This window comes from Cyanobium gracile PCC 6307 (assembly GCF_000316515.1).
Classification (GTDB): Bacteria; Cyanobacteriota; Cyanobacteriia; order PCC-6307; family Cyanobiaceae; genus Cyanobium; species Cyanobium gracile.
The window spans coordinates 2,224,482-2,250,726 of the sequence record NC_019675.1 but is presented as its reverse complement, the minus strand read 5'-3'; the positions used below and the strand labels follow the sequence as shown (position 1 = coordinate 2,250,726).

Annotated in this window: 27 protein-coding genes and 1 tRNA gene; 12 read left to right on the top strand and 16 right to left on the bottom strand. The window is 70.1% G+C overall.

Translation table 11 applies throughout. The features are described 5' to 3' along the window. Window positions 1–311 precede the first annotated feature (311 nt). Complete coding sequence (locus CYAGR_RS19200) at window positions 312–764, bottom strand: DUF6554 family protein (protein WP_015109869.1); 453 nt, start codon at window positions 762–764, stop codon at window positions 312–314. Window positions 765–827: 63 nt separating this feature from the next. Beyond that, complete coding sequence (locus CYAGR_RS10910; protein WP_015109868.1) at window positions 828–1,349, bottom strand: AbrB family transcriptional regulator; 522 nt, start codon at window positions 1,347–1,349, stop codon at window positions 828–830. Window positions 1,350–1,461: 112 nt separating this feature from the next. Here CYAGR_RS10910 and CYAGR_RS10905 point away from each other — a divergent pair, with 112 nt between their 5' ends. The 3 genes from CYAGR_RS10905 to CYAGR_RS10895 all read left to right on the top strand — a co-directional run bounded on the left by CYAGR_RS10905 (window position 1,462) and on the right by CYAGR_RS10895 (window position 2,507). Then, window positions 1,462–1,746 (top strand): hypothetical protein, encoded by a 285-nt coding sequence (locus CYAGR_RS10905; protein WP_015109867.1) that lies wholly within the window; start codon window positions 1,462–1,464, stop codon window positions 1,744–1,746. A gap of 47 nt (window positions 1,747–1,793) precedes the next feature. Next, a complete protein-coding gene (locus tag CYAGR_RS10900) occupies window positions 1,794–2,045 on the top strand; it encodes a hypothetical protein (RefSeq protein ID WP_015109866.1) in 252 nt (83 codons plus the stop codon). A 264-nt stretch (window positions 2,046–2,309) separates the two neighbouring features. Next, complete coding sequence (locus tag CYAGR_RS10895; RefSeq protein WP_156818452.1) at window positions 2,310–2,507, top strand: hypothetical protein; 198 nt, start codon at window positions 2,310–2,312, stop codon at window positions 2,505–2,507. A gap of 205 nt (window positions 2,508–2,712) precedes the next feature. Here CYAGR_RS10895 and CYAGR_RS10890 read toward each other — a convergent pair. Both CYAGR_RS10890 and CYAGR_RS10885 read right to left on the bottom strand, forming a co-directional pair. Then, window positions 2,713–2,784, bottom strand: a tRNA-Gly gene (locus tag CYAGR_RS10890). Between the two features lie 83 nt (window positions 2,785–2,867). Then, a complete protein-coding gene (locus CYAGR_RS10885) occupies window positions 2,868–4,019 on the bottom strand; it encodes a pyridoxal-phosphate-dependent aminotransferase family protein (RefSeq protein WP_015109864.1) in 1,152 nt (383 codons plus the stop codon). 80 nt (window positions 4,020–4,099) lie between these two features. On the opposite strand from CYAGR_RS10885, the gene cbiD reads away from it, so the two are divergent. From cbiD to mrdA, 5 genes are all read left to right on the top strand, one after another. After that, window positions 4,100–5,233, top strand: a complete 1,134-nt coding sequence (gene cbiD, locus CYAGR_RS10880) for a cobalt-precorrin-5B (C(1))-methyltransferase CbiD (protein WP_051017119.1) — start codon at window positions 4,100–4,102, stop codon at window positions 5,231–5,233. Between the two features lie 48 nt (window positions 5,234–5,281). Next, window positions 5,282–6,901, top strand: coding sequence for a glutamine-hydrolyzing GMP synthase (gene guaA, locus CYAGR_RS10875; protein WP_015109862.1), 1,620 nt, complete (start codon window positions 5,282–5,284; stop codon window positions 6,899–6,901). Window positions 6,902–7,026: 125 nt separating this feature from the next. Continuing rightward, entirely contained in the window at window positions 7,027–7,608 is a 582-nt protein-coding gene (locus CYAGR_RS10870; protein ID WP_015109861.1) for a hypothetical protein, read from the top strand. A gap of 52 nt (window positions 7,609–7,660) precedes the next feature. After that, on the top strand, window positions 7,661–8,071 hold the full coding sequence (locus CYAGR_RS10865; RefSeq protein WP_015109860.1) for a hypothetical protein: 411 nt from the start codon (window positions 7,661–7,663) through the stop codon (window positions 8,069–8,071). Beyond that, the gene (gene mrdA / locus CYAGR_RS10860) at window positions 8,071–9,852 is read left to right on the top strand and encodes a penicillin-binding protein 2 (protein ID WP_015109859.1); all 1,782 of its coding nucleotides are present in this window, start codon (window positions 8,071–8,073) and stop codon (window positions 9,850–9,852) included. The genes CYAGR_RS10865 and mrdA overlap by 1 nt, the downstream gene beginning before the upstream one ends. Before the next feature lie 6 nt (window positions 9,853–9,858). Here mrdA and CYAGR_RS10855 read toward each other — a convergent pair whose 3' ends face one another. From CYAGR_RS10855 to CYAGR_RS10840, 4 genes are all read right to left on the bottom strand, one after another. Then, window positions 9,859–10,995 carry a glycosyltransferase family 4 protein gene (locus CYAGR_RS10855; RefSeq protein WP_015109858.1) on the bottom strand — a complete coding sequence of 379 codons (1,137 nt, stop codon included), beginning with the start codon at window positions 10,993–10,995 and terminating at the stop codon, window positions 9,859–9,861. Between the two features lie 10 nt (window positions 10,996–11,005). Then, entirely contained in the window at window positions 11,006–12,202 is a 1,197-nt protein-coding gene (locus CYAGR_RS10850; protein ID WP_015109857.1) for an NAD-dependent epimerase/dehydratase family protein, read from the bottom strand. Window positions 12,203–12,267: 65 nt separating this feature from the next. Next, entirely contained in the window at window positions 12,268–12,432 is a 165-nt protein-coding gene (gene psb34 / locus CYAGR_RS10845; protein ID WP_015109856.1) for a photosystem II assembly protein Psb34, read from the bottom strand. A gap of 57 nt (window positions 12,433–12,489) precedes the next feature. Continuing rightward, the gene (locus CYAGR_RS10840; protein ID WP_245552666.1) at window positions 12,490–13,239 is read right to left on the bottom strand and encodes a thiazole synthase; all 750 of its coding nucleotides are present in this window, start codon (window positions 13,237–13,239) and stop codon (window positions 12,490–12,492) included. A 138-nt stretch (window positions 13,240–13,377) separates the two neighbouring features. Between CYAGR_RS10840 and CYAGR_RS10835 the strand changes: the two genes are divergently transcribed. Next, the gene (locus CYAGR_RS10835) at window positions 13,378–13,947 is read left to right on the top strand and encodes a hypothetical protein (RefSeq protein ID WP_015109854.1); all 570 of its coding nucleotides are present in this window, start codon (window positions 13,378–13,380) and stop codon (window positions 13,945–13,947) included. Between the two features lie 64 nt (window positions 13,948–14,011). Here the strand turns inward: CYAGR_RS10835 and CYAGR_RS10830 are convergent, their stop codons facing one another. The 3 genes from CYAGR_RS10830 to rpmI form a co-directional block, all read right to left on the bottom strand. Further along, complete coding sequence (locus CYAGR_RS10830) at window positions 14,012–14,575, bottom strand: tetratricopeptide repeat protein (protein WP_015109853.1); 564 nt, start codon at window positions 14,573–14,575, stop codon at window positions 14,012–14,014. 37 nt (window positions 14,576–14,612) lie between these two features. Further along, window positions 14,613–14,960: a 50S ribosomal protein L20 gene (rplT, locus tag CYAGR_RS10825; protein WP_015109852.1), complete on the bottom strand. Its 348-nt coding sequence runs from the start codon at window positions 14,958–14,960 to the stop codon at window positions 14,613–14,615. Between the two features lie 74 nt (window positions 14,961–15,034). After that, the gene (gene rpmI, locus CYAGR_RS10820) at window positions 15,035–15,235 is read right to left on the bottom strand and encodes a 50S ribosomal protein L35 (protein ID WP_015109851.1); all 201 of its coding nucleotides are present in this window, start codon (window positions 15,233–15,235) and stop codon (window positions 15,035–15,037) included. A gap of 74 nt (window positions 15,236–15,309) precedes the next feature. Between rpmI and CYAGR_RS10815 the strand changes: the two genes are divergently transcribed. The 3 genes from CYAGR_RS10815 to CYAGR_RS17260 all read left to right on the top strand — a co-directional run bounded on the left by CYAGR_RS10815 (window position 15,310) and on the right by CYAGR_RS17260 (window position 19,381). Continuing rightward, the gene (locus CYAGR_RS10815; RefSeq protein ID WP_015109850.1) at window positions 15,310–16,899 is read left to right on the top strand and encodes a SpoIID/LytB domain-containing protein; all 1,590 of its coding nucleotides are present in this window, start codon (window positions 15,310–15,312) and stop codon (window positions 16,897–16,899) included. Window positions 16,900–16,924: 25 nt separating this feature from the next. Further along, window positions 16,925–18,334: a glycosyltransferase family 2 protein gene (locus CYAGR_RS10810; protein WP_015109849.1), complete on the top strand. Its 1,410-nt coding sequence runs from the start codon at window positions 16,925–16,927 to the stop codon at window positions 18,332–18,334. A gap of 123 nt (window positions 18,335–18,457) precedes the next feature. Continuing rightward, window positions 18,458–19,381 (top strand): glycosyltransferase family 2 protein, encoded by a 924-nt coding sequence (locus tag CYAGR_RS17260; protein WP_015109848.1) that lies wholly within the window; start codon window positions 18,458–18,460, stop codon window positions 19,379–19,381. Between the two features lie 53 nt (window positions 19,382–19,434). Here the strand turns inward: CYAGR_RS17260 and CYAGR_RS10805 are convergent, their stop codons facing one another. The 5 genes from CYAGR_RS10805 to tig form a co-directional block, all read right to left on the bottom strand. Then, entirely contained in the window at window positions 19,435–21,351 is a 1,917-nt protein-coding gene (locus CYAGR_RS10805; protein ID WP_015109847.1) for a DNA polymerase III subunit gamma/tau, read from the bottom strand. Between the two features lie 27 nt (window positions 21,352–21,378). Continuing rightward, window positions 21,379–22,113 (bottom strand): lecithin retinol acyltransferase family protein, encoded by a 735-nt coding sequence (locus tag CYAGR_RS10800; protein WP_015109846.1) that lies wholly within the window; start codon window positions 22,111–22,113, stop codon window positions 21,379–21,381. Window positions 22,114–22,323: 210 nt separating this feature from the next. After that, window positions 22,324–23,697, bottom strand: a complete 1,374-nt coding sequence (gene clpX / locus CYAGR_RS10795; protein ID WP_015109845.1) for an ATP-dependent protease ATP-binding subunit ClpX — start codon at window positions 23,695–23,697, stop codon at window positions 22,324–22,326. A 108-nt stretch (window positions 23,698–23,805) separates the two neighbouring features. Next, window positions 23,806–24,447: an ATP-dependent Clp endopeptidase proteolytic subunit ClpP gene (gene clpP, locus CYAGR_RS10790; protein WP_043327052.1), complete on the bottom strand. Its 642-nt coding sequence runs from the start codon at window positions 24,445–24,447 to the stop codon at window positions 23,806–23,808. A gap of 144 nt (window positions 24,448–24,591) precedes the next feature. Then, window positions 24,592–26,085, bottom strand: a complete 1,494-nt coding sequence (gene tig / locus CYAGR_RS10785; protein ID WP_015109843.1) for a trigger factor — start codon at window positions 26,083–26,085, stop codon at window positions 24,592–24,594. Window positions 26,086–26,245: the final 160 nt, after the last annotated feature.

Genomic DNA, 26,245 nt, shown 5'->3' with positions numbered 1-26,245 from the left:
GATCGAGCTTGCCCTTCGGCACCGCGGTGGCCAGCACCGTGGCCCGGGCGATGTCGCGGCAGGCCGCGGTGGTGTTGCCGGCCAGGGTGTGGAGCAGGAAGCGCTCGTTGAGGGGCCCGGGATCCTTCGGGAAGGCCGCCACCACCCGATCGCACTGGCGCAGGGCCCCGGGCAGGTCCTCCAGCGTCACGATCCGCAGGCAGTCCTCCCGGGTGATCGGCCGCTGGGGCAGGGGCTCCTCGGCACAGCCGCCCAGCAGCACGATCAGCAGCAGGCCCAGGGGCCGGGCGGTGGGACGCAGGCGGGCCCGCTCAGTTGTAACGCTCACTCCGGGTCATGCCGCTGCCACCAGCCTTACCACCGCCGACGACCGAGATGGAGGTGGGGCCGGGTTCGGGGCTGGCCGCGGTGCTGCCGGAGGTCCGCGGTGCATAGAGATCCCCCAGGAAGCGGCCGCAATCCGGGAAGGTGCCGGGGTTCTGGACCACGGACTCGGTGATCATCACCGCCGCGTGTTCGGGGGAGGTCTTGAACAGACCGGAGCTCTGGCGCTTGATCAGGGCATAGGCGGCGGTCCAGCTCACTTCATGGACGTTGCCGTTGTTGCGCATGAAGCAGTACACCTGGGCCCCCTTGCCACCGGGACCCTCAATGTCATTGCCTGCACGGGCGCTCTGGGCGGTGCCGGCGCCGGCCATCAGGACGGCCGCCGCCGCCAGGACGATCGGGCCCAGTCGGTGAGAGAGAGAGTGGCGTGTGGCCATCGGACCGCAAGCGAAGAACGAGGTGGCCCAACGTATCGACCCCAGCGGCGCTGTCCAGGGCGGTCAGCCGCCCGGTGGGGTGGCGGTCGCCGGCAGCACCAGCCGCACCACCAGGGGCAGGATCACCAGCACCGTGATCAGGCGCACGGCGTGGAGGGTGGCCACCGCCGCCCCGACGCCGAACTCGGCGCCGACCAGGCTCATGCCGCTGATGCCCCCTGGGGCCGCCCCCAGCAGGGCCACCACCGGATTGACGCCCATCAGCCGGCTGCAGCCCAGCCCCACCACCAGCCCGGTGAGCACCAGGGTGACCGTGATCAGGAGCGCGGGTCGCCAGAGCTGGCGCAGTTCCAGCAGGGCCGTGCCGGTGAGGCCCGTGCCGATCACGGTGCCGATGCCGATCTCCAGCAGGGTGCGGGTGCCGACCGGCCACTGGGCCACCTCCAACCGCCCCGAGACGCTGACCAGGGCGGCCCCCAGCAGGGCGCCGGCCAGGGGGGCCGCCGGGATGCCGGTGCGCAGGGCCAGCAGGCCGCCGGCGAGCCCCGCCAGCGCGTACATGAGCAGATGCCAGGCATGGTTCATCCGACGTTGAGCCCGATCCACAGGGCCCACTCTGGGAGATCCGTGCCACAGGTGCTTGAGGGGGTGCTCCGGGTGTGTTGTCATGCGGCACAGCCCAGTCGCTTTCCCCGCCATGGCCCCCGCCTCGGTGTCGTTCCGCATCAGCCGCAATGCCGAAGATCTCGCCGAAACCATCCATGCCCTCTCCCAGCGTCTGGTGACCCTGGAGCAGCGCCTGGCGGCGGTGGAACTGCAGGCCTCCAACCAGGCCAGGCCGGACCCCCAGGAGCTGGCCAGCCTCGACAACGTCGAGCGGCTGCTGCAGGACTGCCGCCATCTGCTGGAGATCGGCGTCCCATCCGAAGCGCCCGCTGCGTTCGACAGCCAGGAGGATGTCGCCTACCCCACCGCCGCCTGAATCGCGGCCCCCTGGTCAAGGGTGTCAAAATGAAAAGAAAGCGGGTCATGGCCTTCCCCACTTCCCCTTACCAGTCATCCACCGCCGCTCTGCACGGCCAGGGATCGGCCCCGCGGGGCTCCAGCCCAGCGCCCCACTGCCAGCTCCGCACCCATTCCCAGGAAGAGGGCGAGCACCAGCTGGAGAAGCTGGAATTCGCCCTCGCCGTCGCCCTCACCCGGGGCGACCTGCAGCGTTCCGACCAGCTGCGCTCCCAGATCGCCGCCCTGGGCGGCAATCGGGAGGAGCCGGGCACCTGAGCCGGCCGGCCGCCGTCCCCGAGCGAAACGAACCATCCGTTGCTGGGTGCAGAGAGATCATCTCTTTTCCCCCGCACTTCTGCTCCCGAGGGACCGACTGTTACCGTCTCACGTAAGATGTAAACAGCAAAGAGGTCGTTGGATGCCGACGAGCCCTTTTTATCTGTTTTCGATGCTGCAAAATCCTCGCCGGTCATGATCGTTGCCAGCCCACCGACCCCCGTCACTTTGACGCTGGAAACACCCGCACGGCCAAGGTTCGGCGTGTCGCCACTGTCGGATCCGGCCGTTCGCCAGCGTCTGCTGCTGCAGGCGGAGGCACTCAATGAGCAGGCCCGTGTGGCCGCCCGCGAGGGGGACATTGATGGCTCCGCCCGGGCGATTCTGCAGGCCCTCGACTGCGAGCGCCGGGCCGGCGGTCTTGGACTGCAGGTGCTGCAGCTGATCAAGCCCCGGGCCTGATTCCCGACCCCACGATGGGGCGCCGCAGGCCCTCGCCCCGCCTTCAGCCGAGCGGGGCAGTAATTCCCGCTTCCATCATCGTCGCAGCAAAGACTGAGGCCCCTAGCCAAAAATACCGGGCCTTGAGCCTGCAAATCCTTACGGATGGGACTCAGGCCTGCACATGATGTCAGGCTTGAGCGTTAATTCCGGCTCTGATTGATCAAGCGGGTGACCGGACTCGAACCGGCGACGTTCAGCTTGGGAAGCTGACATTCTACCACTGAATTACACCCGCGTTTCGTCACTCCCAGCCGCACACTAGCAAGGCTCCGGACACCGCCCCGGGGTCTGGAGCCCCGGGGAAGCCTGGCCAGCGGCTCAGCCGGCCAGCGCCGCCGCCGCCGCCGCCACGCCGGCGCCGGTCGGCGCCTTGGACAGCCCCAGGCCCTGCAGGGTGGCCTCGATGGCCGCCACGGCCGTGAGCACGTCGCGGTCGCAGACGAAGCCCAGGTGGCCGATGCGGAACACCTTGCCCTTGAGGTGGTCCTGGCCGCCCGCCAGCAGGATGTCGAAACGCTCCTTCACCTGCTTGCGCAGGGCCTCGGCATCGATGCCCTCCGGCGCCACCGCCGTGATCGCCGGGCTGCCGTGGCCCTCGGCCGCATACAGGGGCAGGCCGATGGCCTTCATCGCCGCCTGGGTGGCCCGGCGATGGCGGTCGTGGCGGGCGAAGATCGCCTCCAGGCCCTCCTTCTGCATCATCCCCAGGGCGGCCTCGAGGGCGAAGTAGAGGTTGATCGCCGGAGTGAAGGGGTTGCTGTCGTCGTCGGCCGCCTTGCGGTACTTGCCGAGATCCAGATAGAACTTGGGCAGGTCGGAGCGCTCGTAGGCCGTCCAGGCCCGCTCGCTCATGGCCACGAAGCTCAGGCCCGGCGGCATCATGTACCCCTTCTGGGAGCCAGAGCCCACCACGTCCACGCCCCAGGCGTCCATGGGCACGTCACAGGCCCCGAGGCTGGTGACGCAGTCGGCGATGGTGAGGGCCGTGCCGTGGGCCTTCACATGGCGGGCAATGGCCTGCAGGTCGTTGATCACCCCGGTGGAGGTTTCTGAGTGGGTCAGGATCACCCCCCGGATCTCCTTGGCGGTGTCGGCCTCGAGGGCGGCGCGGAAGGCCTCCGGGTCGAGGGGCTGGCCCCATTCCGCCTTGATCACCTCCACGTTCAGCCCGTAGGCCTTCGCCACCTTCACCCAGCGTTCGCCGAACTTGCCGTTGTCGCCGCAAAGCACCCGGTCGCCGCGGCTGAGGGTGTTGACGATCGCGGCCTCCATCGCCGCCGTGCCGCTGCCGGTGAGCACCAGCACGTGGCCCTTGGTCTGGTGCAGCCACTGCAGCTGCTCGGTGGTGCGGCGCACGATCTTCTGGAAATCGGCGCTGCGGTGGCCGATCGGATGGCGGGCCATGGCCTGCAGGACGGTCTCCGGCACCGGGGTGGGGCCGGGGATCATCAGAGTGAGCTTGTCCTGCATGAGCGGTGGGGAACGAAGGAGCGCGGGCCCGGCGAAGGCAAGGCGATCGACCACCATAAAAAACAGCGTTCCCGCCGGCCATCGATCCCCTGCGCTCCCCCTCCGCGCCCCGGCGGGGCCTCACCCTGCCGGTGTGGCTGGCGGCCGCGGCCCGTGCCGCCCTCAGCGCCCTGCAGAGGGAGCCGTTCCGCGCGTCGGTGGCCCTGGAACTGCTGCAGCCGCCGGGGGTGGTGCCGGTGCCGGTGCGGGCCGCTGCGCGGCTGGGCGAGGGGCTGGCCCTGGGGGAGAGCTGCTGTGATCCGGGCGAGGGCCTCGACCTCACCCGCGGCCTGGTGGTGTGGGTGCTGGCCCGCTGGCTCCGCGGTGACGGGCCCTGGCTGCAGCTGGAGCCCGGCGAGGGGGTGGGGGTCCACGCGGCGACCGGGGAGGCCTGCCTGTCGGCCTATGCCCGGGAGCTGCTGGAGGTCAACCTGCGGCCCCTGGTGCCCACCAGCCGCCGCCTGGGGCTCACCCTGGTGCTCCCCGACGGCCGCCGCCTGGCGGAGCGCACCAGCAACGCCGCCTTCGGGGTGGTGGATGGGCTGGCCCTGATCGGCACCCAGGCCGAGGTGCAGGCCGGCGCCGACCCGGACCAGCTGGCCCGCACCCTGGCGGCGCTGGCGACGCGGATGGCCGCGCCGGGGGCCGGCGGCGATCTGGTGCTGGTGATCGGTGAGAACGGCCTCGATCTGGCCCCCCAGCTGGGCCTGCCGCCGGAGCTGCTGCTCAAGGCGGGCAACTGGCTCGGCCCCGTGTTGGTGGCGGCCGCCGAAGCGGGGGTGGAGCGGCTGCTGCTGTTCGGCTACCAGGGCAAGCTGATCAAGCTGGCCGGCGGCATCTTCCACACCCACCACCACCTGGCCGACGGCCGTGCCGAGGTGCTCACCGCCCTGGCCGCCCTGGAGGGGGCCGGCGGCGCCACCCTCGCCGCCCTGCACGGGGCCGCCACGGTGGAGGCCGCCCTGGCCGGGCTGGAGCAGGCCGATCCCGACCTGGCCGGACGCCTGCGGGCCCGGATCGCCGCCGCCATCGAGAGCCGCTGCCGGGCCTACCTGGCCAGCCATGGCGCCCCGACGGCCGCCGTGGGGGCGGCCCTGTTCGACCGCCAGCGCCGGCTGCGGGTCTGCGGGCCGGTGGGGGCGGCGCTGATGGAACGCTTCAGGGGCGCGACCTAGGGTGCTGGGACCGATCACCGGGCCCAGGCCCAGGCCTCCTTCGAGCCGATGTCCCAAACGACGCAGACCGCACCACCGGGTTCGGAACGGGACCACGCCAGCGGTTCCCGCCGTCACCCGGCCATCGTCATCCTGGATTTCGGCTCCCAGTACTCCGAGCTGATCGCCCGCCGGGTGCGGGAGACGGAGGTCTTCTCCCTGGTGATGGGCTACACCACCAGCGCCGCGGAACTGAAGGCCCTCCAACCGAAGGGAATCATCCTCAGCGGCGGCCCCAGCTCCGTCTACGAGGAGGGGGCCCCCACCTGCGACCCCGGCCTCTGGGACCTGGGCATCCCGGTGCTGGGGGTCTGCTACGGCATGCAGCTGATGGTGCAGCAGCTGGGCGGATCGGTGGTGGCCGCCGGCCGGGCCGAGTACGGCAAGGCGCCGCTCCATGTCGACGACCCGGTCGACCTGCTCACCAACGTCGAGGAGGGCTCGACGATGTGGATGAGCCACGGCGATTCGGTGGAGTCGCTGCCGGAGGGCTTCGTGCGCCTCGCCCACACCGACAACACCCCCGAGGCCGCGGTGGCTGACCATGCCCGCCGCCTGTACGGGGTGCAGTTCCATCCCGAGGTGGTGCACTCCACCTGCGGCATGGTGATGATCCGCAATTTCGTCTACCACATCTGCGGCTGCATCCCCGACTGGACCACGGCCGCCTTCATCGATGAGGCCATCGGCGAGGTGCGCGCCCAGGTGGGCGAGAAGCGTGTGCTGCTGGCCCTCTCGGGCGGGGTCGATTCCTCCACCCTGGCCTTCCTGCTGCACCAGGCGATCGGCGATCGCCTCACCTGCATGTTCATCGACCAGGGCTTCATGCGCAAAGGCGAGCCGGAGTTCCTGATGGATTTCTTCGATCGCCAGTTCCACATCAATGTGGAGTACATCAATGCCCGTGAGCGCTTCATCTCCAAGCTCGCCGGCATTACCGATCCGGAGGAGAAGCGCAAGATCATCGGCACCGAGTTCATCCGCGTGTTCGAGGAGGAGAGCCGCCGCCTCGGCCCCTTCGACTACCTCGCCCAGGGCACCCTCTATCCGGATGTGATCGAGAGCGCCGGCACCAACGTGGACCCCAAGACGGGCGAGCGGGTGGCGGTGAAGATCAAGAGCCACCACAACGTGGGCGGCCTGCCCAAGGACCTGCAGTTCAAGCTGGTGGAGCCGCTGCGGCGTCTGTTCAAGGACGAAGTGCGCAAGGTGGGCCGCAGCCTCGGGCTGCCCCAGGAGATCGTGGGCCGCCATCCCTTCCCCGGCCCCGGCCTGGCGATCCGCATCCTGGGGGAGGTCACCGACGACAAGCTCGACATCCTCCGTGACGCCGACCTGATCGTGCGGGAGGAGGTGCGCGACGCCGGCCTCTACGACGAGATCTGGCAGGCCTTCGCCGTGCTGCTGCCCGTGCGCAGCGTCGGGGTGATGGGCGACAAGCGCACCTACGCCTACCCGATCGTGCTGCGCTGCGTCTCTTCCGAGGACGGCATGACCGCCGACTGGTCGCGGCTGCCCTACGACCTGCTGGAGCTGATCTCCAACCGCATCGTCAACGAGGTGCGGGGGGTGAACCGGGTGGTGCTCGACATCACCAGCAAGCCCCCCGGCACGATCGAGTGGGAGTAGGCGGGAGTGCCGGGCTGGCCCGCAGGGGCTGGCTTCGATAATCTCGGCGCCCGGCCGTTCGCTCCGTGCCTCCCGTCTCCCCCGCCGTCGCTGGCAGCCCTGCCGGGGCTGAGCAGGACCCCCAGATGCACCGCCGCCTGCAGCAGGACAGCATCCTGCTGGCCGGCAAGACCGTCTTTCTCAACCCTTTCCTCTACTGGCGTCGTTTTGATGCCAACACCGACCGCTGGCTGCGGGAACCCGGCCAGCTGCCGGAGGAGCAGATCCGCAGCAACCGTCTGCGCTTCTATCCCGAGGTCGACTGGGACGCCCTCGATCCGGCCGACCTGGCGATCAAGGAGGGGGCCGTGGAGATGTTCCTCAAGAGCCTGGAGCTGATCAGCACCTTCAACCCCGACCTCAGCGCCGGCCACCTGCTGGAGGTGGAGCGCAAGATGGCCGTCACCAAGAAGAAGGCCTTCGAGCGCTGGGTGGCCCGGGCCCTCGACCGCCGCGGCAAGGAGAGCCTCAGGGAGCGGCGCCGCTTCGACCGCGACCGCTGGCTGCGGGGCTGGATGGAGTGGCTGTCCCTTGAGGGCACCCGCCAGGCCCTGCTGCCCTTCAGCGTGCTGTTGGTGCTGGCCGTCGGCGGCGGCTGGTGGCTGGGCAGCACCCGCTTCTGCGGCCAGGTGATCGTCGATCCCGGGGTGCAGCGACCCGCACCCTGAGCGGGGCCGTTCCACACGTCAGACTGCAAATCCCGGTCCGGGTTCCGACGTCATGGCTGCCGATCCCCTCGATTCCCTGCGCCTGGCCCTGATGCAGGACGTGCTGCCGGTGGGACTGGCGGTGGTGGAGCGGGTCCGCAAGGGGGGCCCGGCCGAGGTGCTCGCCGCCTTCGACGGCACCAGCGCCGATCCCCTCGGCCAGCTGCGCCAGGAGGGGGAGCCCGCGGCCAGTCAGGTGAGGGAGAATCTGGATCGCTTCCAGCCCGGCCTGGGCAACCCCGTGATGAAGGTGGAGGTGCGCGACGTCGGCGCCGAGGAGGGCTCCGCTGGCCCGGGCCCCGGGGCCACCCCTGCCGCCTGGGAGGCCGCGCCGCCACCCAACCCGGCGGATCCGGCCGAGCTGCTGGCGGCCCTGGAGCGCATCGAGACGCGCCTGGCCCTGCTCCAGAGCCGACTCGGCTGATGGTGCGCGCTGCCGGCGGTGGGGTCGGGGCCGCCTCCACCCGCCACACAGGGACCGGCCACCAGGCCGCCCTTCTGCTCACGTTCATGCTGCTGGTGCTGGCGGCGATCCTTGGGCGCCTCGCCTGGCTCCAGCTGTTGCACGGGGCCGAGAACCGGGCGATGGCGGACGAGAACCGGATCCGCCTGTTGCCGCGCAACCCCGTGCGGGGCCGCCTGCTGGATCGCAAGGGGCGGGTGCTGGCCACCAACCGGCTCACCTACAACCTCTACCTCCAGCCCCTCCAGGTCGACGACCGCGGCTGGCCCGGGCTGCGCGACCGGCTGGCCGGCCTGCTGGCGATCCCCGCCGACCGGCTTGAGGCCGCGCGGAAGCGCGGCGCCAACGCCCAGGGGTTCCGGATTCCCCTGGCCCTCTCGCTGACGCCGGTGCAGGTGCTGCGCTTCCGGGAGCAGGCCGGGTCCCTGCAGGGAGCGGAGGTGTCCGAGGACGTGCTGCGGGCCTATCCCGACGGCAGCCTGGGGGCCCACGTGATGGGCTACACGAGCAGCATCACCGAGGAGGAGTACGCCGCCCTCAAGGACCACGGGTACCGCATCAGCGATCGCATCGGCCGCAGCGGGCTGGAGAAGGTCTACGAAACCCACCTGCGCGGCGAATGGGGCGGCCAGCAGCTGGAGGTCAACGCCGAAGGCCAGGTGCAGCGGGTGCTGGGGGACAAGCCCGCCAAGGCCGGCAAGGATCTGCGCCTCACCCTCGACCTTGACCTGCAACGGGCGGCGGAGAAGGCCCTTGATGGGGTGCGCAAGGGGGCGATCGTGGCCATGGACCCCCAGACCGGAGCCGTGCGGGCGATGGCCAGCCGGCCCAACTTCGATCCCAACATCTTCTCCGACGGCCCCACCACCGCCCAGTGGAACGCCCTCAACCGGCCGGAGGCGCCGATGCTGAACCGGGCCTTCCAGGGCTTCCCGCCGGCCAGCACCTTCAAGGTCATCACCACGATCGCCGGCATCGAGTCGGGCAAACTCAACGAAACGTCCACCGTGCCGACGGTGGGCTCCTTCTGTTACTACGGCCAGTGCTACGCCGACCACGGCTCCTTCGGCAGCATCGGCTTCCCCTTCGCCCTCGGGGTGAGCAGCAACAGCTTCTTCTACAAGGTGGGGCTGATGGTGGGCCCCGATGAGATGTTCAAGGCCGCCCGGCGCATGGGTTTCGGCCGCCGCACCGGCAGCGAACTGTCCGCCGAGGAATCCCCGGGACTGCTCGGGGACCCGGCCTGGAAGAAGGAGGTGCTGGGCGAACCCTGGACACCGGTCGACACGATCACTTCCTCGATCGGCCAGGGGGCGGTGACCGTGACGCCGATCCAGATGGCCCGCCTCTATGCCGCCGTGGCCAACGGTGGCTGGCTGGTCACCCCCCACCTGGTGGAACGCAACTACCCGCGCCAATGGATCGGGCTGAAGCCGGCCACCCTGCGGGTGCTGCACGCCGGCCTGCGCCAGGCGGTCACCAGCGGCACGGCCACCATCCTCAACGACCCCAGCCTGCCGCCCGTGGCCGGTAAGACCGGCACCGCCGAGGATCCGCCCCGTCCCGACCATGCCTGGTTCGGCGGCTACGCCCCGGCCACCGGTAAGCCCACCCTGGTGATCGTTGCTTTCGGCGAGAACTCCGGCGGCTACGGCGGCACCGTGGCGGCTCCGATGGTGAAGGCCCTGATGACCGTCTGGTTCCGCGGCGTCAGGCCGCCGGTGGTGGCCCGGCCGGGCTGAGGACCCTCAGGCGGCCTGGGGCAAGCGGCCCTGCTGGAGCACCTGGCGGTAGTAGCCCTGCAGCTGGGCGGTGGCACCGGCCCAGCCCCAGCGCTCGGCCTCCTCGCGGGCGGCCAGGCGCAGCTGGCGGCGGGCCGCCGGATCCCCCAGCAGCCGCCGCACGGCCGTGGTCAGGCTGGAGGGCTGGTCGGGGTCGTAGAGGCAGCCGTTGACGCCGTCGCTGACGATGTCGGGGATGCCGCCCCGGTTGGCCCCCACCACCGGGCAGCCGGCGGCCATCGCCTCCAGCAGCACGAGACCGAGGGTTTCGGTGCTGGAGGGGAACAGGAAGGCGTCGCCGCTGGCATAGGCCGAGGCCAGCTCCTGGCCGGCCAGGTAGCCCACGAAGGTGGTGGCGGTGCCGTCGAAATGGCGCTCCAGCTGCTGGCGGTGGGGACCGTCTCCCACGAGGGCCAGCCGGGCCTGGGGCATGGCTTCGAGCACCGGCTGGATCCGCTCGATCTGCTTCTCCGCCGAGAGCCGGCCGATGTAGAGGAGCAGATGGCCGGTGTCCTCATGGCCGCCGTGGAGCCGCTCACGCATGGCGCCGGAGGCCAGTTCGGGGCGGAACAGGTCGGTGTCCACGCCCCGCTGCCAGAGGGCCGTGTGCTGGATGCCCCGGGCCGCCAGTTCCTCGACCATGGCGGTGGAGGTGCAGAGGTTGAGCTGGGCCTGGTTGTGGGCGGCCTTGAGCAGTTCCCACAGCAGGGGCTCGAGCATCCCCATGCCGTAGTGCTCCAGGTACTTGGGCAGATGGGTGTGGTAGCTGGCCACCAGGGGCAGGCCGCGGCTGCGGGCCAGCCAGATGCCCCCCAGGCCCAGCACGGCCGGATTCACCACATGGACCAGATCGGGGCCGAAGCGGTCGAGGGCCTCCGAGACCGCCGGCCGCGGCAGGGCCAGCTTCAGCTCGGGGTAGAGCGGCAGCGGCATGGCCGGCACCCCCACCACCCGGGCCCCCATGTAGCCATCGGGAGCGCCCTCGGGGCAGAAGATCAGCACCTCGTCGCCGGCCAGCACCAGCTGCTGCACCGTCTTGGTGAGCCGCGTGACGATGCCGTCCACCTTCGGCAGGAAGGTTTCGGTGAAAAAGGCGATCTTCACAGGGAGGAGATCAGGCGAAGGCCTTGATCGCTTCGGCCTGGCGCTGGGTCCAGGCGGAGAGGCAGGGGATCTTGGAGCGGTCGCAACGGTCGGCCCAGCGGCGGGCCACGTCCACCACCTCGGCCAGCAGGCCGTCGTCGAGGGTGGTGGGTTTGAGGCCCAGCTCGATGAAGCAGCGGTTGTCGACGATCAGATCGTTCTCGATCGCCTCCTTGCGGGGATTGGGAAGGTAGTTGATCTCGGCGCCGGTGAGGGCCGCCACCTTGCGGGCCAGTTCGCCGACCTGGTGGCTCTCGGTCATCTGGTTGAAGATCTTCACCTTCTCGCCCGGCTCGGGGGGGTGCTCCAGGGCTAGCTGGACACAGCGCACCGAGTCGCGGATGTGGATGAAGGCACGGGTCTGGCCGCCGGTGCCGTGGACGGTGAGCGGGTAGCCGATCGCCGCCTGCATCAGGAAGCGGTTGAGGACGGTGCCGTAGTCGCCGTCGTAGTCGAAGCGGTTGGTGAGCCGGGGATCCCGCTGGGTGAGATCGGTGTTGGTGCCCCAGACGATGCCCTGGTGCAGATCGGTGACCCGGATCGCATCGTTCTTGTTGTAGTAGAAGAACAGCAGCTGATCCAGCGTCTTGGTCATGTGGTAGACGCTGCCGGGGTCCGTGGGGTGCAGGATCTTCTCGGTGAAGCAGGTGCCGTCCGGCTGGGGCACCTCCACTGTCAGGTAGCCCTCCGGGATCGTGGCGCCCCGGTGGGAGCCGTAGCCGTAGACGCCCATGGTGCCCAGGTGCACGATGTGGACGTCGAGGCCGCTGTCGACGATGGCCGCCAGCAGGTTGTGGGTGCCGTTGACGTTGTTGTCGACGGTGTAGCGCTTGGTGGCGCTGCTCTTCATCGAGTAGGGGGCGGCCCGCTGCTCGGCGAAGTGGACGATCGCTGCCGGGCGCTCGCTGCGCAGCATTTCCAGCAGCCGGTCGTACTCCCGGGCGATGTCGAGGTGCACGAAGGTCATGGCCCGGCCGCCCACCTGTTCCCAGGCCCGCAGCCGGTCCTGGATCGTGGCGATGGGCGTCAGCGACTCGACGCCAAGGTCGATGTCGATCTTGCGACGACTCAGGTTGTCGACAATGACGACGTCGTGTCCGGCTTCCGCCAGGTTCACGGCACAGGGCCAACCACAGAAGCCGTCGCCGCCGAGAACGAGAACCTTCACCCCAGACTCCTGAACGAGCAGTTGCTCAGACGGGCAAGCTACTACAGGCCTCAGAGGCCCAGCCCTCAGCTGATGCCGGCCGCCACCGCCACCATCACGGCCACCAGGACCAGGCCGCCGATCAGCAGCATCCGGTTGGCGCCGCTGGTCTCGCCCTGCTCCTGGAGCACCATGCGGGGCTCCTTGGCGAAGGCGTTGAGCTTGCCGCCGTCTTCTTCGGTGACCTGCATGGCTGGGGATCGGTTTGCGGCAAACCCTATGGAGCGGGCCGGCGATCGGCCCGATCGTCAATGGTTCGTCACACGCCCCTCCAGGGGAGAACTGGCCCGGGCCTCGGCCCGCTGCGGCAGCCGGCCCGCCAGCAGGGCGGTGCGACCGGCTTCGGTGGCCAGGGCCATCGCCCGTGCCATCGCCGGCGGATCCCCCGCCAGGGCAATGGCGCTGTTGATCAGCAGGGCGTCGGCGCCCATCTCCATCGCCTGGGCGGCCTCGCTGGGCACCCCCAGGCCCGCATCCACCACCACCGGCACGCCGGCGTTCTCAATGATCAGCGCGATGTTGGCGGCGTTGCGGATGCCCTGGCCCGAGCCGATCGGCGATCCCAGCGGCATCACCGTGGCGCAGCCGACCTCCTCCAGCCGCTTGGCCAGCAGCGGATCGGCGTTGATGTAGGGCAGCACGGCGAAGCCCTCCTTCACCAGCTGCTCGGCGGCCTCGAGGGTGCCGAAGGGATCCGGCAGCAGGTGGCGGGAGTCGGGGATCACCTCCAGCTTCACGAAGTTGTTGTCCTCCTGGCCCGCCAGCCGCGCCAGCTCCCGGCCCAGCCGGGCCACCCGCACCGCCTCTTCGGCGGTGGCGCAGCCGGCCGTGTTGGGCAACATCCAGATCCGGCTCCAGTCGATCGCCTCCATCAGGCCGCCGTGGCCCGGGGCGCCGCTCTGCACCCGCCGCACCGCCACGGTGACGATTTCGCAGCCACTGGCCTCCAGGCTCGCCTGCATCGTCTCCAGGCTCGGGTACTTGCCGGTGCCGGTCATCAGGCGACTGCGGAAGCGGCGTCCGGCGATCAGCAGATCGTCTCGGGAGGTCAGGGGGGCGATGGCGGTCACGGTCGGGGGCCTGCGGCGGACGGGCGCATCCCGATTAGTCTGCCTTCTGCCTGTGAGACCCACGCCATGCCGGTGCCTCTGGCCGCCGTGCCCCTGCTGCTCGCCGCCAGCCCGGTGCTTGCCGCCAGCCCCCTGCCGGCCGATGGATTCGTGCCCTTCACGGCCCCCGAGGCCCAGGTGATCCGCCAGGACGGCGGCACGAACGGCGAAGTGGAGACCTTCGATCCGATCGCCCGTGCCCGGCTGATCGCCGAACAGATGCCCCGCCGCTGGAGCGGCCGCTACCAGTCCTTCAGCGGCGGGCCCACCGTGCCCGTCCAGCTGCGGATCGACGGGGCCACCCCGATCGGCCAGATGGTGGACCTGCGCGGTGCAATGGCCATTGGCGGGGTCGAATCCCAGGTGCAGGGCAACCTCAATGCCAAGTCCGACCAGCTCGACCTGCTGCTGCTGGGGGATCCCCTCGGCGGCGCCCTGGAGCCCGGTGGCGCCTTTCAGAGCGTTCAGGGCCTGTCGTTGAGCGGTTGGCGGGCGCCCCGTCTCACCACCCCCGGCGGCCGGCTGCAGCTGGTCCCGGAGCGCACCGCCCAGGCCCCCGCCGCTGCCGATCCCGCCCCGGTGCGCGGCCTCTGGTGATCCAAGCCGTGGCGGCGGCAGCCAGGCCGGCCGTGGTGGCGGCAGCCAGGCAGGCCGGAGGCCGTCAGGAGGCCTTGCCCTTCTCGCCCGCCTCACGGCCACTCCGCCGTTCCAGGATCACGAGCCGCTTGCGGGCCGTCTTGTTGGTGGCCTCCAGCTGCAGCACCTTCTCGTAGAGGCTGCGGGCCTCGTCGGCCTTCGACTGCTTCTCGAGGGCGAAGGCCAGATTGTTGAGGGCCACCGGGTAGTCGGCCTTGGCCCGCAGGGCGGCCCGATAGTGGCGCACGGCGGCGCTGTAGTTGTTCTGGGCCGCCAGGGTGAAGCCGAGGGCGTTCTCCATCAGGGCCCGCGCCTCGGCAGGGACCTTCTCGGCGTCGGCCAGCTTCAGGGCCAGCTTGAGGTTGCCCTGGGCCTCGGTGTAAAGGCGCTTGCGCAGCTGCACCGAGGCCAGCTCGTAAAGGGTGGAGGCATCCCTGGGGCCGTCAGCGGCCTTGTCGTTGCCTCCGAGCCGGGCCAGGGCGAGTTCATCGCGCCGCACCCGCAGGATCTGGCGGCCGACCACGATGGCGGCCACGCCCAGGAGGGCGATCAGGCCGAGCAGGTAGGCCTGGGGCAGCAGATCGGTCATCGGTGCCGGCCGGACGGTCGGGGCTGGGGGGACGGCGTCAGTGGCCTGCCGCGGTGGCCACGGCGGTGAAGCTGGCGGGATCGGCCACGGCCAGCTGGGCCAGCATCTTGCGGTTCAGGCGCACGTCGGCCCGCTTGAGGCCACCGATCAGCTTGCTGTAGCTGAGGCCGTTCATGCGGGCAGCGGCGTTGATCCGGGCGATCCAGAGGCGGCGGAAGTCACGCTTGCGGCGGCGACGGTCGCGGTAGGCATTGCAGAGAGCCTTCATGACCCGCTGGTTGGCGGTGCGGAACAGGCTGCCGTTGCTCCCCTGGAAGCCGCGGGCGAGGCGAAGGATCTTGTTGCGGCGTTTGCGGGCGACGTTGCCCCTCTTGACGCGGGCCATGGGAAGTGATCTTGGGGTAGGAAACGGGGTGGAGAAACAGGCAGGCGGACGCTCCGAAGGGAGCCCGACCGGACTCAGCCGGCGTAGGGCAGCATCCGGGCCACGTTGTCGTGGTCACGATCGTCGACCACCGCCATCGTCCCCAGGTAGCGCTTGCGCTTGGGGCTCTTGTGATCGAGCAGGTGGTTGAGGAAGGCACGCCGGCGCATGAACTTGCCGGTGCCGGTGGCCTTGAACCGCTTCGCGGCCGCTTTGCGGGTCTTGAGCTTCGGCATCTCGGTAGGCGCAGGCACAAACAAGCACACTACGACGCGGGTGAACCCTCCTCCAACCCCCCCCCTGCCCGTCGATGTCGCTGCGTCCCCGCGTCCTGCCCCGGCTGCTGCTGGCGGCGGCGCTCCTGTTCCCGGTCGGCTGCCGGGCCGAGCAGGGGCCGCCCCCCCTGTCGCCGCCACCCCCTCCGGACGCCCGCACCCCTGGGGACACCAGCCTGGTGCACTGGCCGGTGGCCCGGCCGGAGCCGGTCACGGCGGCCCGTCCGGTGCTGGCGGTGGCCCTGGCGGCCCGCCTCGGTCCGGCGCCAGGAGAGGCCCCCGCAGCCCCGCCCCTGCGCCTGCGCAGCAACGAGGGCCTGCTCACCCTGATCGACGCCAACGGCCAGCGTTTCCAGGCTCCCTCCCTGGTGCTGCACTGGCGCCGGGAGGCGCTGCCCGGGCCCGTGGCGCTGCGGCGCCGGGTGCTGGGTCCGTTCGCCAGCTTCGAGAGCGCCGAGCAGGCGGCCGGGCTGTGGCGTTCGGAGGGGGTGGCGGCCGTGATCGCCCGGCCCCGTGAGTGGGAGGTGTGGGCCCCGGCCGGCGCCCCCGACCCCGCCGTGCTGCCCGAGGGGCTGCGGCTGCAGGCCTACGAACGGACGGTCAGCGAGCGCGTCGGCCTGGAGCTGCGCCGGGCCCAGGGGGTGGTGCCCCTGGCCGGCCCGATCCGGATCGAGGCCCCCGGCGGCCTGCTCTGGAACCGGGGGGTCTACGCCGGCCCCTTCCAGCTGCTGAGCGACGCCCACGGCGGCTGGAGCCTGGTGGAGCAGGTCCCCCTGGAGCGCTACCTGGAGGGCGTGGTGCCCCATGAGATCGGGGCCGGGGTGCCGGCGGCGGCCCTGGAGGCCCAGGCCGTGCTGGCCCGCACCTGGGCGGTGCGCAACCAGCACCGCTTCGCGGCGGACGGCTACCACCTCTGCGCCGACACCCAGTGCCAGGTGTACAGCGACCCGCGCGATGCCGGCGCCGCCGTGCGCCGGGCCATCGCCGCCACCCGGCTGGCCGTGCTGATGGGCGCCGATGGACCGATCCACGCCGTGTACCACGCCAGCAACGGCGGCATCAGCGCCGGCTACCAGGAGGCCTGGAACGGGCCGCCGGTCCCCTACCTGAACCCCTTCCCCGACGGTCCCGGCCCCTTCCAGGCCCGGTTCCCGGTGCCCCTGGCCGCCGCGGCCCTGCCCACGCTGCTGCGGGACGGCCAGGCGGCCTGGGGCGCCGACCATCCCGTCTTCCGCTGGCAGCGGCAGCTCACGGCGGCCCAGGTCGCCGCCGCCCTCGGGCCGGAGCGGGGCGTGGGGCGGCCCACCGCCCTGAAGGTGCTGGCGCGGGGCCCCAGCGGCCGGGTGCTGGCCCTGGAGGTGCAGGGAACCGCGGGCCGCACGGTGCTGCGGCTGGATGCGATCCGGCGCACCCTGCGCACCCTGCCCAGCACCCTGTTCACCCTGCGGCCGGCGGGCGAGGGCGTCTGGCAGCTCTCCGGCGGGGGCTTCGGCCACGGGGCCGGGCTCTCGCAGGCGGGGGCGATCGATCTGGCCGGTCGCGGCTCGAGTGCCCGGCGGATCCTGGCGCACTACTACCCGGGTACCTCTCTCCAGCCCCTGGGTGCCGGCGGCGATTCCCCCTAGAGTCACCGCCTGCATGAGGTTCACCATGGCTGCCGGCGGCAGTGACAGCGATCGCCGCCGTGCCAAGGCGGCCCTGTTCCTCGCCTGCTGCGGCCTGGTGGGAATTGCCCCCCACTGGCTGCCCCCGGGCCGCAGCCTGGTGCCGGCCCTCACCCTGGCGACCCTGCTCGGCGGTTACAGCCTCAGGACCGTTCTGCTGCAGGCCGTCCGCCGCCGGCCCAACGTGGCTCCCGCGGCGGCGGCCCCGGCGACGAGCGAGGCGGGCACCTGCCCCGCCGTCGATGTGGTGGTCGCCGCCCGGGATGAGCAGGCGGTGATCGCCCGGCTGGTGGAGCGCATCGCCGCCCTGCGCTGGCCCCAGGGGCAGCTGACCCTTTGGGTGGTCGATGACGGCAGCAACGATCGCACGCCCGAGCTGCTGGCCGATCTCCAGGGACGCCACCCCTTTCTGCAGGTGCTGCGCCGGCCCCGGGATGCGGGCGGTGGCAAGTCGGGGGCCCTGAATCTGGTGCTGGAGCAACTGGGTGGCCGCTGGATGCTCGTGCTCGACGCCGATGCCGATCTTCAGCCGGATGTGCTGGAGCGCCTCGTTCCCTGGGCGGAGGCCGGGGGCTGGGCGGCGGTGCAGCTGCGCAAGGCGGTGGCCAATGCCCAGAGCAACCTGCTCACCACCGCCCAGGCGATGGAGATGGCCTTTGACGCCATGATCCAGGAGGGGCGTCTGGCCAACGGCGGGGTGGCCGAACTGCGGGGCAACGGCCAGCTGCTCTCGCGGGAGGCGCTGCTGAAGGTCGGGGGCTTCAACGAGGACACGGTGACGGACGATCTCGACCTGAGCTTCCGTCTGCTGCTCGAAGGCCTGCCGATCGGCGTGCTCTGGGATCCGCCGGTGCAGGAGGAGGCGGTGCTGACCCTCCCGGCCCTCTGGCGCCAGCGCCAGCGCTGGGCCGAGGGCGGTCTGCAGCGCTTCTTCGACTACGGCCCTGGCCTGGTGTCCGACCGGCTCGGGTTCAGCCAGAAACTCGATCTCACCTGTTTCTTCCTGCTGCAGTACGTGCTGCCGGTGGTGGCCAGCGCCGACCTGATCGGCACCCTGCTCACCCGCACGGCCCCCACCATGTGGCCGTTCTCGATCGTGGCCCTGGCCCTCTCGGGCATGGCGATCGCCACGGGCTGCCGCCGGCCGTCGGAGGGCCCCCCCCTGCCGGCGATGAACCCTCTCAGTGCCGGCCTGGGCATCCTCTACCTGGTCCACTGGTTCCTGGTGATCCCCTGGGTGACCCTGAAGATGGCCCTGCTGCCCAAGAAGCTGGTCTGGGTCAAGACCCTGCACCTGGGTGCTGAGCCAACGGACCCCTTACAGGCTGATGGAGGCTCATCCGACGATCCTGATGGACCTGATGGCCAGAAGGAGCTTGTCTCTGAGGTTGGCTGAACGGATGGATGACAAACCTGCTTGCATCCCAGGGCTGAAGGATCTTGTGGTGCTGTCATTTTGCAGCATTATCCATGACCATCCTCTATGAATCCAGGGGCTCCATTCGAGAGTGGAGGTCCGATGCCAGGCGTTGATGTTTCCGTTGTCATCCCGTGCTTCAACGCGAAGGACTTTGTCGGAGAAGCGATCAGATCCGTTCATTGCCCCCCGCTCTTATCCATCGAGGTGATTGTCGTCGATGACGGGTCAACGGATGGATCATGGGAAGAGCTGGGTCGGCTGCAGGAAACCGAGTTTCCGTCCCTGAAGATCCTTTCTCACCCAGGACATGCCAACCGGGGGGTCAGCGCGGCGAGGTATCTCGGCTTCAGTGCTTCGGTGGGTCGGTACTTGGCATTCCTCGACGCCGATGACGTCTTTATGCCCGACAAGATTGCCGCGCAGGTCAAGGTTATGGATGCCAGCCCGGAGGTTGTGCTCTGCCATACCGGTGTTCAGGTCGTCGGTGACGTTCAAAGGAGTGCATTTTTTGAGTCGTCCTTCTCCCGAAATCCGACCAACCCCTATCGACTGCGCTCCTTGAAAGACTATCTGGTCAGAAACAGCATCTGCAATTCATCGGTCATGGTGCGCTCCTCATCGCTCAGGGAAATCCCATTCGCCTACGTTCAGTTGGCTCAGTATGAGGACTGGTTGTGCTGGTCTCTGCTGGCGGCAAAGGGCTTCTTCCTCTATCTTGATAGGCCACTTGTCGGCTACCGTGTTCACGGCAATGCGGCAACAGCTTCCATTGAAAAAGGCAAGCTCAACCATCTCTATGCCTTGCTTGAGTACAAGATTGTCCTGTTAGTCCGCTCGGAGTCAGCATTACATGCCTGTCGCGTTCTATGTTCACTTCTGGAGACGATTCGACTGCTGATGGTGGAGTACCTGTGGCAGCCAATTGAAGAAGCAAGTAAGGCTCCGAAGATCCGTAGAAACCTCTTGGTCTGGATCCTTATTGGAGGAGCAAAAATCGTTCGCAAAGTCCGACTCCCGCAATAGTATCTCCAGGTCAGGAGAGAGATGATCCGCGCATCCTCGTCAGCAATCGTTGGTCAGGGGACATCTTCAAAGTCTTCGATCACTTCACCGCCGAAAAAGTCTGCAAGGTTGCGCGCCTTCTCGTTCAAGCGTGATGGGGCATGGACGCGAGAGGACGGTCCCGCCTTGATCTCGTCGTCATTGGGTTCACTGGAGACGGGCGCCCGTGCCTGCCCCTGGAGGATGGTGGTGGTGGCTGGGAGTTCGCCATTCCTGGGGCGGGGCCCGGAAGGAACCCCCTCCAGCTGCGGGCCACCCTGCGGCTCCGGCGATGGGAGCTCCCGCCTGTTCAGGGGTATGGGAGCCGTGGGCGGAGGCTGTGGCTGTGGGGTTGCTTCCGATGCCCCCGCCTCCAGGGTCAGCTGGCGTGGGCTTCCCAGGGCGGTGGCCACCGCTTTCTCCAGCAGGGGCAGGCGGCTCTGAACCATGGCCATCCAGGTCCCGGCCACCCGCACCACCGCCCGCCGCCCATCCAGCCGCAGCAGCTGGGCCTGCTGGGAGAGCAGCATCCGGGTGGAGGGGAGTTCCAGCCCGGCCAGGATCTGCTGCCACAGTTCGGCCAGATCCTCGCCGGCGGGCACCGGTCCCTCCGGGGCGGTCGCCGGTTCCGGTGGGGGAGCGGCCGGCATGGTCCCGGCCGTGGCCGCCGGGGCCATGGCCGGGGTCGGTGCCAGCGGTGTCGGCGCTGGTGAGGCCGAAACGGCCGGCACGGGCTCCGGGCTGCGGCTGACCCGCTGGCCTTCGGCGCCGGGCGGCTGCGGCCCGGCCGGGGTGGTGGCGGTTGTGGCCGTGGCTGTGGCGGCGGGTGTGGCGGAGGCTGTGGCGGCCACGGGGTCCGGTTCGGCGAGCAGGCCCAGCAGCAGCACCTCCAGCCACAGCCGCGGCTGGACGCTGTGGCGCAGCTGCTGTTCGCTGCCCTTCAGCTGGGACTGCCACCGCAGCAGGCGGGCCTTGCCGATCCGGCGCGCCACTTCCGGCAGCCGCGGCCGCAGCTCCGGCGACACGCTGGTGAGCTCCAGCCGGTCGGGGGCCACCCCCGCCAGCAGCAGATCCCGCAGCAGGCTGACCAGCCCCTGCAGCACGGCGGCCGGTTCCCGTCCCCGGTCCAGCAGTTCGCGGCAGCCCTCCACTACCTGGAGGGGATCCGCCGCCGCCATGGCCTCGGCCAGCTGCAGCAGTTCCACCTCCGGCACCGCCCCCAGCAGGTCCCACACCGCGTCGGCGGCGATCGGCTCCGGCAGCAGGCTGAGCTGGTCGAGCAGGCTCTCGGCGTCCCGCAGACCCCCCTGGGAGCGCTGGGCCACCAGGTGCACGGCCTCCGGGGTGATGCCGATGGATTCCTCGGCGGCGATCCACTGAAGATGCCCCACCAGGTCCTCCAGGGGGATGCGCCGGAAATCGAAGCGCTGGCAGCGGCTCAGGATGGTGGGCAGCACCCGCTGGGGATCGGTGGTGGCCAGCACGAACACCACCCGCGGCGGCGGTTCCTCCAGGGTCTTGAGCAGGGCGTTGAAGGCGGCGGTGGAGAGCATGTGACACTCGTCCACCACGTAGACCTTCCAGCGGGCCTGGACCGGGGCGAAGCGGGACCGTTCGATCAGCTCCCGGATGTTGTCGACGCCGGTGTTGGAGGCGGCGTCGATCTCGATCACATCGAGGGCGTTGCCGGCGGCGATGTCGTTGCACAGCTGGCAGCGGCCGCAGGGCTCCGGGGTGGGTGCCGGGCTGGCCAGGCAGTTGAGCGAACGGGCCAGGATCCGGGCGCTGGAGGTCTTGCCCGTACCCCGGGGCCCGCTGAACAGGTAGGCCGGGGCGATCCGGTTCTGGAGCAGGGCCTGGCTGAGGGTGTCGGCCACAGCCTTCTGGCCCACCAGCTGGTCGAAGCGCTGGGGCCGGTACTTGTGATGAAGGGGCTCGTAGGACTGGACCATGCACCCTGCCCTGACCGGATGAGGAGCCTAGGTCGGGCCGCCATCGGTCGGATCGGGTCCCGCCGGCTCCAGCAGCCGCTGCAGCCGGTCCTCCATCTCCTCCACCGCCGCCAGCTGGTCGGCCAGGTTCTGCCCCGCCAGGCGCAGGCGCTCGAAGGGGTCGTTGCCTGTGGTGATGGCCCCATTCCCTTCGCCCCAGCGCCGTTCGGCCCGGGCCAGCTCCTCCTCCAGGCGCTCCTGCAGTCGCTGCCGCAGGCCATCGAGCTGCTCCAGGCTGCGGCGGGCCAGCTCCCGACCCCGGGCCAGCTGCTCGGGGTCGAGGCCGCTGGCCAGGGTCTCGGCGAGGGACTGGCCCTGGCGCAGCAGCACCCGCGCCCCGGTGAGCAGGGCCGCCGGCACGAACTGGCCCAGGGCCAGAGCGCCGAGGCTGCCGGTGTGCAGCCAGTCCTCCACCTGGGCGCTGCGATGCCGACCGGTCTTGCACCAGTGGGCGAAATGCTCGCAGTTGTTGAACAGCAGGTTGTAGCGCTGCTCCCCGATGCGGCCCATGGCCCGCCGCAGGGTCACCCCCACCGGCGAGCAGGACCCGTCCGGGTAGGTCACGGCGCTGATGGGCTCCCCGCGGCTGAACTCCTGCAGGGGGCTGCGCAGGATTTCCCGGCCCTCCAGGTAGTGGGCCACGGTGCCGTCCCCAAGGTCGATGCCGTGGTGCAGGAAGAGGCCGTGCTGGCGGGGAGCCTGCAGGTGGTCGGCGGCGGCCAAGGCGTGGGGCGGAGCAAGGGGAGTCCGCTCAGCATCGCGTCACCGGTGCGGCCGTCGATTCCCTCCGGGGTGGGGATAGCCGCTCGCCCGGGTCCCGGGGTTCCGCCGTGGCCGTAGCGACAGAATCGCGACCAGCGCCATGTCGGCTTAGCACTCGACCCCCTCGCGCACCGTGACGACGTGGACCGCCTGATTGGACACAGTCCCGTGTCAGGCCGTGGCCTGTTCACCCCGGTGGCCGTCGAGGTCGGCGGCGGCACTGATCGGCAGCACCTTGGCCTTGCTGCGCTGCTCCACCAGCTCCCGGGTGATGGTGAAGGTCTGCACATCGCGGCGGGAGGGCAGGTCGTACATGACGTCGAGCATCAGCTCCTCGACGATGCCCCGCAGGGCCCGGGCACCGGTCTTGCGGCGGTGGGCCTCGGCGGCGATGGCCTCGACGGCCCCCGGTTCGAACTCGAGCCGCACGTTGTCCATGCTCAGCAGCGTCTGGAACTGCTTCACCAGCGCGTCCCTGGGTTCGGTGAGGATCGCTTCGAGGGCGCTGGTGTCGAGGGGTTCGAGCACCGCGCTCACCGGCAGCCGGCCGATGAATTCGGGAATCAGGCCGTAGCGCACCAGATCCTCCGGTTCAAGGTGGCGCATCACCTCGCTGGAGTGCTTCTCCTTGCCGGAGCGCACCCGGCTGCGGCCATCGGCCGGCAGAAAGCCGATCGCGTTGCGGCCCATCCGCTTCTGGACCAGGTCCTCCAGTCCCACGAAGGCGCCGCCGCAGATGAACAGCACCTGGCTGGTGTCGATCTGGATGCAGTCCTGGTAGGGGTGCTTGCGGCCGCCCTGGGGGGGCACATTGGCGACGGTGCCTTCCAGCATCTTCAGCAGGGCCTGCTGCACCCCCTCACCGGAGACGTCACGGGTGATGGAGGGGTTCTCGCTCTTGCGGGCGATCTTGTCGATCTCGTCGATGTAGATGATGCCCCGCTGGGCCTGTTCGACGTCCAGATCCGCTTTCTGCAGCAGGCGCAGCAGGATGTTCTCGACGTCCTCGCCCACATAGCCCGCCTCGGTGAGCGTGGTGGCATCGGCCACGGCGAAGGGCACATCGAGCATCTCCGCCAGGGACTGGGCCAGGAGGGTCTTGCCGCAGCCGGTGGGGCCGATCAGCAGGATGTTCGACTTGTGAAGGCGGGTGGCCGTCTGGTCCGTCTCGCCCTTGCCGTCCCCCTGCCATGCCAGCCGCTTGTAGTGGTTGTAGACGGCCACGGCCAGCACCTTCTTGGCCTCCTCCTGGCCCACCACCTGCTGGTCGAGGAAGCTCTTGATCTCCTGCGGCCGGGGGATGGTGGCCAGGGTGGGGGCCGGCCTGGCCGATTTCTTCGCCGGGGCCTTGCGGCCCCCATCGGCCATGGGCCGGCCCGGGGGGCCATGGCCGTGGTGCTCGACCAGTTCCTCGTCGAGGATCTCGTTGCAGAGATCGATGCACTCGTCGCAGATGTAGACGCCAGGCCCGGCGATCAGCTTGCGCACCTGTTCCTGGGACTTGCCGCAGAAGGAGCACTTGAGATGGGCGTCGAACTTGGCCATCGGCAAGGAGGCGGCGGGAGCGGCGGTGGTCGCCCTGGGTGTGGCGGCAGGAAGGGCCTGCCCCCAGGATCGACCCCAGCCGTCGATTTGTCAGTCGTTCCTGAAGTTCTAGGGGACGACGGGGGCCGGGGCGTCATCGACCACCCGGTCGATGAGTCCGTATTCAACCGCCTCCGCCGGGGAAAGGAAGTAGTCCCGGTCGGTATCTTCAGCGATCTTGTCCAGCGGCTGGCCGGTGTGCTCGGCCATCAGTCCGTTGAGGGTGTCCTTCAGGAACAGGATCTCCCGCGCCTGGATCTCGATGTCGACCGCCTGGCCCTGGGCGCCCCCGAGGGGCTGGTGGATCATGATCCGGGCATTGGGCAGGGCCATCCGCTTGCCGGGCGCCCCACCGGTGAGCAGGAAGGCCCCCATGCTGGCGGCCAGGCCGTAGCAGATGGTGACCACGTCCGGCGCCACCTGCTGCATGGTGTCGTAGATGGCCAGGCCGGAGGTCACCGAGCCGCCCGGGGAGTTGATGTAGATCTGGATGTCCTTCTCGGGATCCTCGGCTTCCAGGAACAGCAGCTGGGCCACCAGGGAATCGGCCACCTGGTCGTCGATGCCGGTGCCGAGGAAGATGATCCGCTCCCGCAGCAGCCGGGAATAGATGTCGAAGGCGCGGTCGCCCCGGCCGGACTGCTCCACCACCGTGGGCAGCACCCCAGGAGCGGCGGTGGGGCTCGGAGCGACCATCCCGTTCCAGGGCATTGGCCCTTGCCAGAGGTTGTTCACGGGGTGGGGCTGCGCCCCCGACGGGCTGCCCGCCAGGGCGGCGGGCAGCCCGTCGGGGATCAGGGGCGGTCGGGCGTCGATCACGCGGTTTCGCTGGCGGACGGGGGGAGTGGCCTCAATCTATGGCTGGGCGTCGTCCTCCCGGGCCTTGGCGCCGGCGGCACCGGCGGCTCCCTTCTTCGCTTTGGCCGCTGGCTTGGGCGCCTTCGGCTGCGTTTCGGCAGCGGTTTCGGTGGCGACGTCCCTGTCGTCGTCGCTGGCCTCGGGGGCCTCCTCCGCGGCCGGGGCCTTGTCGGTGATGGTGCTGTTGGCCTCGAGCCACTCCAGCAGCTTCTCCTTCAGCAGGTCCTCGGCCACGGCCAGCCGCAGCCGCTCGGGGTCGATGGTGGCGCTGTCGCTCAGGCCCCTGCGGATCTCGGCCAGCCTGGCCTCCAGGTCGGCGGCGGGCACCTCGATCGTCTCGGCCGCGGCCAGGGCCTTGAGCGCCAGGCTGCGCCGCAGCCGCTGCTCGGCCTCGGGCCGGGACGTGTCCATGAGGCTGCGCACCAGATCGGGGGTGAACAGCTTCTTGACGTCCATGCCCTGCTGGGAGATCTGCCCGGCGGTCTGCTCGATCAGGTTGCGCACCTCCTGCTGGATCAGGGTCTCGGGCAGCTCCACCTCCAGCTCCTCCACCAGGACCGTCAGCAGGGCCTCGTGGCGGTTGGCGCGATGGCGGCGCTCGGCGTCCTCCCGCAGGCGGGTCTCCAGGTCGGCGCGGAGTTCGGCCAGGGTGGGCTTGTCGCTGGCCTGCTGGGCGAAGGCGTCGTCGAGGGCGGGCAGCTCCCGGGTCTTCAGTTCCAGCAGGGTGATGGCGAAGAGGGCCTCCCGGCCCGCCGCCGTCTCCTGGGGGTAGCTGTCGGGGAAGCGGCAGGAGACGTCGCGGCTGTCCCCGACAGCCATGCCCAGGATGCCGGCCACGAAGCCGGGGATCATGCGACCCTCCTCCAGCTCCACCTCCATTCCCTCGCTGCTGCCGCCTTCGATGGCTTCGCCGGTGTCGACGAAGGTGCCGCGGAAGGCGATCTGGGCCACGTCACCCTCGGCGGCGGGCCGGTCCTCCACCGGCACCAGGGTGGCCAGCTGGCGGCGCGACTGCTCGATCAGTTCGTCGACCCGGGCCGGGTCGAAGGGCACGGGCTCCGCCTCGGCCTTGAAGCCCTTGGTGCTGCGCAGAGTGGGGGTGGGCTCCACGTCCATCTCCAGGGTGATGGTGAGCTCCTCCCCGGGCGTGAAGCGCTCCAGCACCTGCTCGAAGGCTTCGCTGAGTTCGGGCCGGCCGATGGCCTCGATGGCCTCCTGCTGCATCGCCTCCCGCACGACCGCATCGACCAGGTCCTCGAGGGCGGTGGCGCGGATCCGCAGCGGGCCGATCTGCTGCAGCAGCACCGGCCGGGGCACCCGTCCCTTGCGGAAGCCGGGCAGCTTGACGCTGCGGCTCAGCTTCTCGAGGGCGGCCTCGTAGCTCTTCTGGCTGCGCCCCGCAGGCACGGCGACCTCCACCGCCAGACGGCTTCCAGGGCGCGGGGAGGTGCTCACCCGGAGGTTGGCTTCGGTGCTGGCGGCAGGGCTCATGAAACGGGGCTCGCTCGGGGCAGCCCCCCATCCTAGAAACTGGCCGTTCCGGGCCTCCGCGACGTATTGTGCAATCGACGCACCGGCGCGCCCATATCTCCAACTGAAGAGTTCCGTCCGGCCCCAGGCTGGCGGTTTTGACTCAGGCTCCCGTCCCCGG

Coding starts and splice junctions, on each gene's coding strand:
- rplT (WP_015109852.1), bottom strand. CDS start 14,960: ATGGCCCGCGTCAAGAGGGGCAACGTCGCCCGCAAACGCCGCAACAAG.
- CYAGR_RS10905 (WP_015109867.1), top strand. CDS start 1,462: ATGGCCCCCGCCTCGGTGTCGTTCCGCATCAGCCGCAATGCCGAAGAT.
- CYAGR_RS10830 (WP_015109853.1), bottom strand. CDS start 14,575: ATGACCGATCTGCTGCCCCAGGCCTACCTGCTCGGCCTGATCGCCCTC.
- CYAGR_RS10885 (WP_015109864.1), bottom strand. CDS start 4,019: ATGCAGGACAAGCTCACTCTGATGATCCCCGGCCCCACCCCGGTGCCG.
- clpX (WP_015109845.1), bottom strand. CDS start 23,697: ATGGCCAAGTTCGACGCCCATCTCAAGTGCTCCTTCTGCGGCAAGTCC.
- guaA (WP_015109862.1), top strand. CDS start 5,282: ATGTCCCAAACGACGCAGACCGCACCACCGGGTTCGGAACGGGACCAC.
- CYAGR_RS10835 (WP_015109854.1), top strand. CDS start 13,378: ATGCCGGTGCCTCTGGCCGCCGTGCCCCTGCTGCTCGCCGCCAGCCCG.
- CYAGR_RS10805 (WP_015109847.1), bottom strand. CDS start 21,351: ATGGTCCAGTCCTACGAGCCCCTTCATCACAAGTACCGGCCCCAGCGC.
- CYAGR_RS19200 (WP_015109869.1), bottom strand. CDS start 764: ATGGCCACACGCCACTCTCTCTCTCACCGACTGGGCCCGATCGTCCTG.
- tig (WP_015109843.1), bottom strand. CDS start 26,085: ATGAGCCCTGCCGCCAGCACCGAAGCCAACCTCCGGGTGAGCACCTCC.
- CYAGR_RS10865 (WP_015109860.1), top strand. CDS start 7,661: ATGGCTGCCGATCCCCTCGATTCCCTGCGCCTGGCCCTGATGCAGGAC.
- CYAGR_RS10910 (WP_015109868.1), bottom strand. CDS start 1,349: ATGAACCATGCCTGGCATCTGCTCATGTACGCGCTGGCGGGGCTCGCC.
- psb34 (WP_015109856.1), bottom strand. CDS start 12,432: ATGCAGGTCACCGAAGAAGACGGCGGCAAGCTCAACGCCTTCGCCAAG.
- CYAGR_RS10870 (WP_015109861.1), top strand. CDS start 7,027: ATGCACCGCCGCCTGCAGCAGGACAGCATCCTGCTGGCCGGCAAGACC.
- CYAGR_RS17260 (WP_015109848.1), top strand. CDS start 18,458: ATGCCAGGCGTTGATGTTTCCGTTGTCATCCCGTGCTTCAACGCGAAG.
- CYAGR_RS10810 (WP_015109849.1), top strand. CDS start 16,925: ATGGCTGCCGGCGGCAGTGACAGCGATCGCCGCCGTGCCAAGGCGGCC.
- CYAGR_RS10900 (WP_015109866.1), top strand. CDS start 1,794: ATGGCCTTCCCCACTTCCCCTTACCAGTCATCCACCGCCGCTCTGCAC.
- clpP (WP_043327052.1), bottom strand. CDS start 24,447: ATGCCCTGGAACGGGATGGTCGCTCCGAGCCCCACCGCCGCTCCTGGG.
- mrdA (WP_015109859.1), top strand. CDS start 8,071: ATGGTGCGCGCTGCCGGCGGTGGGGTCGGGGCCGCCTCCACCCGCCAC.
- CYAGR_RS10840 (WP_245552666.1), bottom strand. CDS start 13,239: ATGACCGGCACCGGCAAGTACCCGAGCCTGGAGACGATGCAGGCGAGC.
- CYAGR_RS10815 (WP_015109850.1), top strand. CDS start 15,310: ATGTCGCTGCGTCCCCGCGTCCTGCCCCGGCTGCTGCTGGCGGCGGCG.
- rpmI (WP_015109851.1), bottom strand. CDS start 15,235: ATGCCGAAGCTCAAGACCCGCAAAGCGGCCGCGAAGCGGTTCAAGGCC.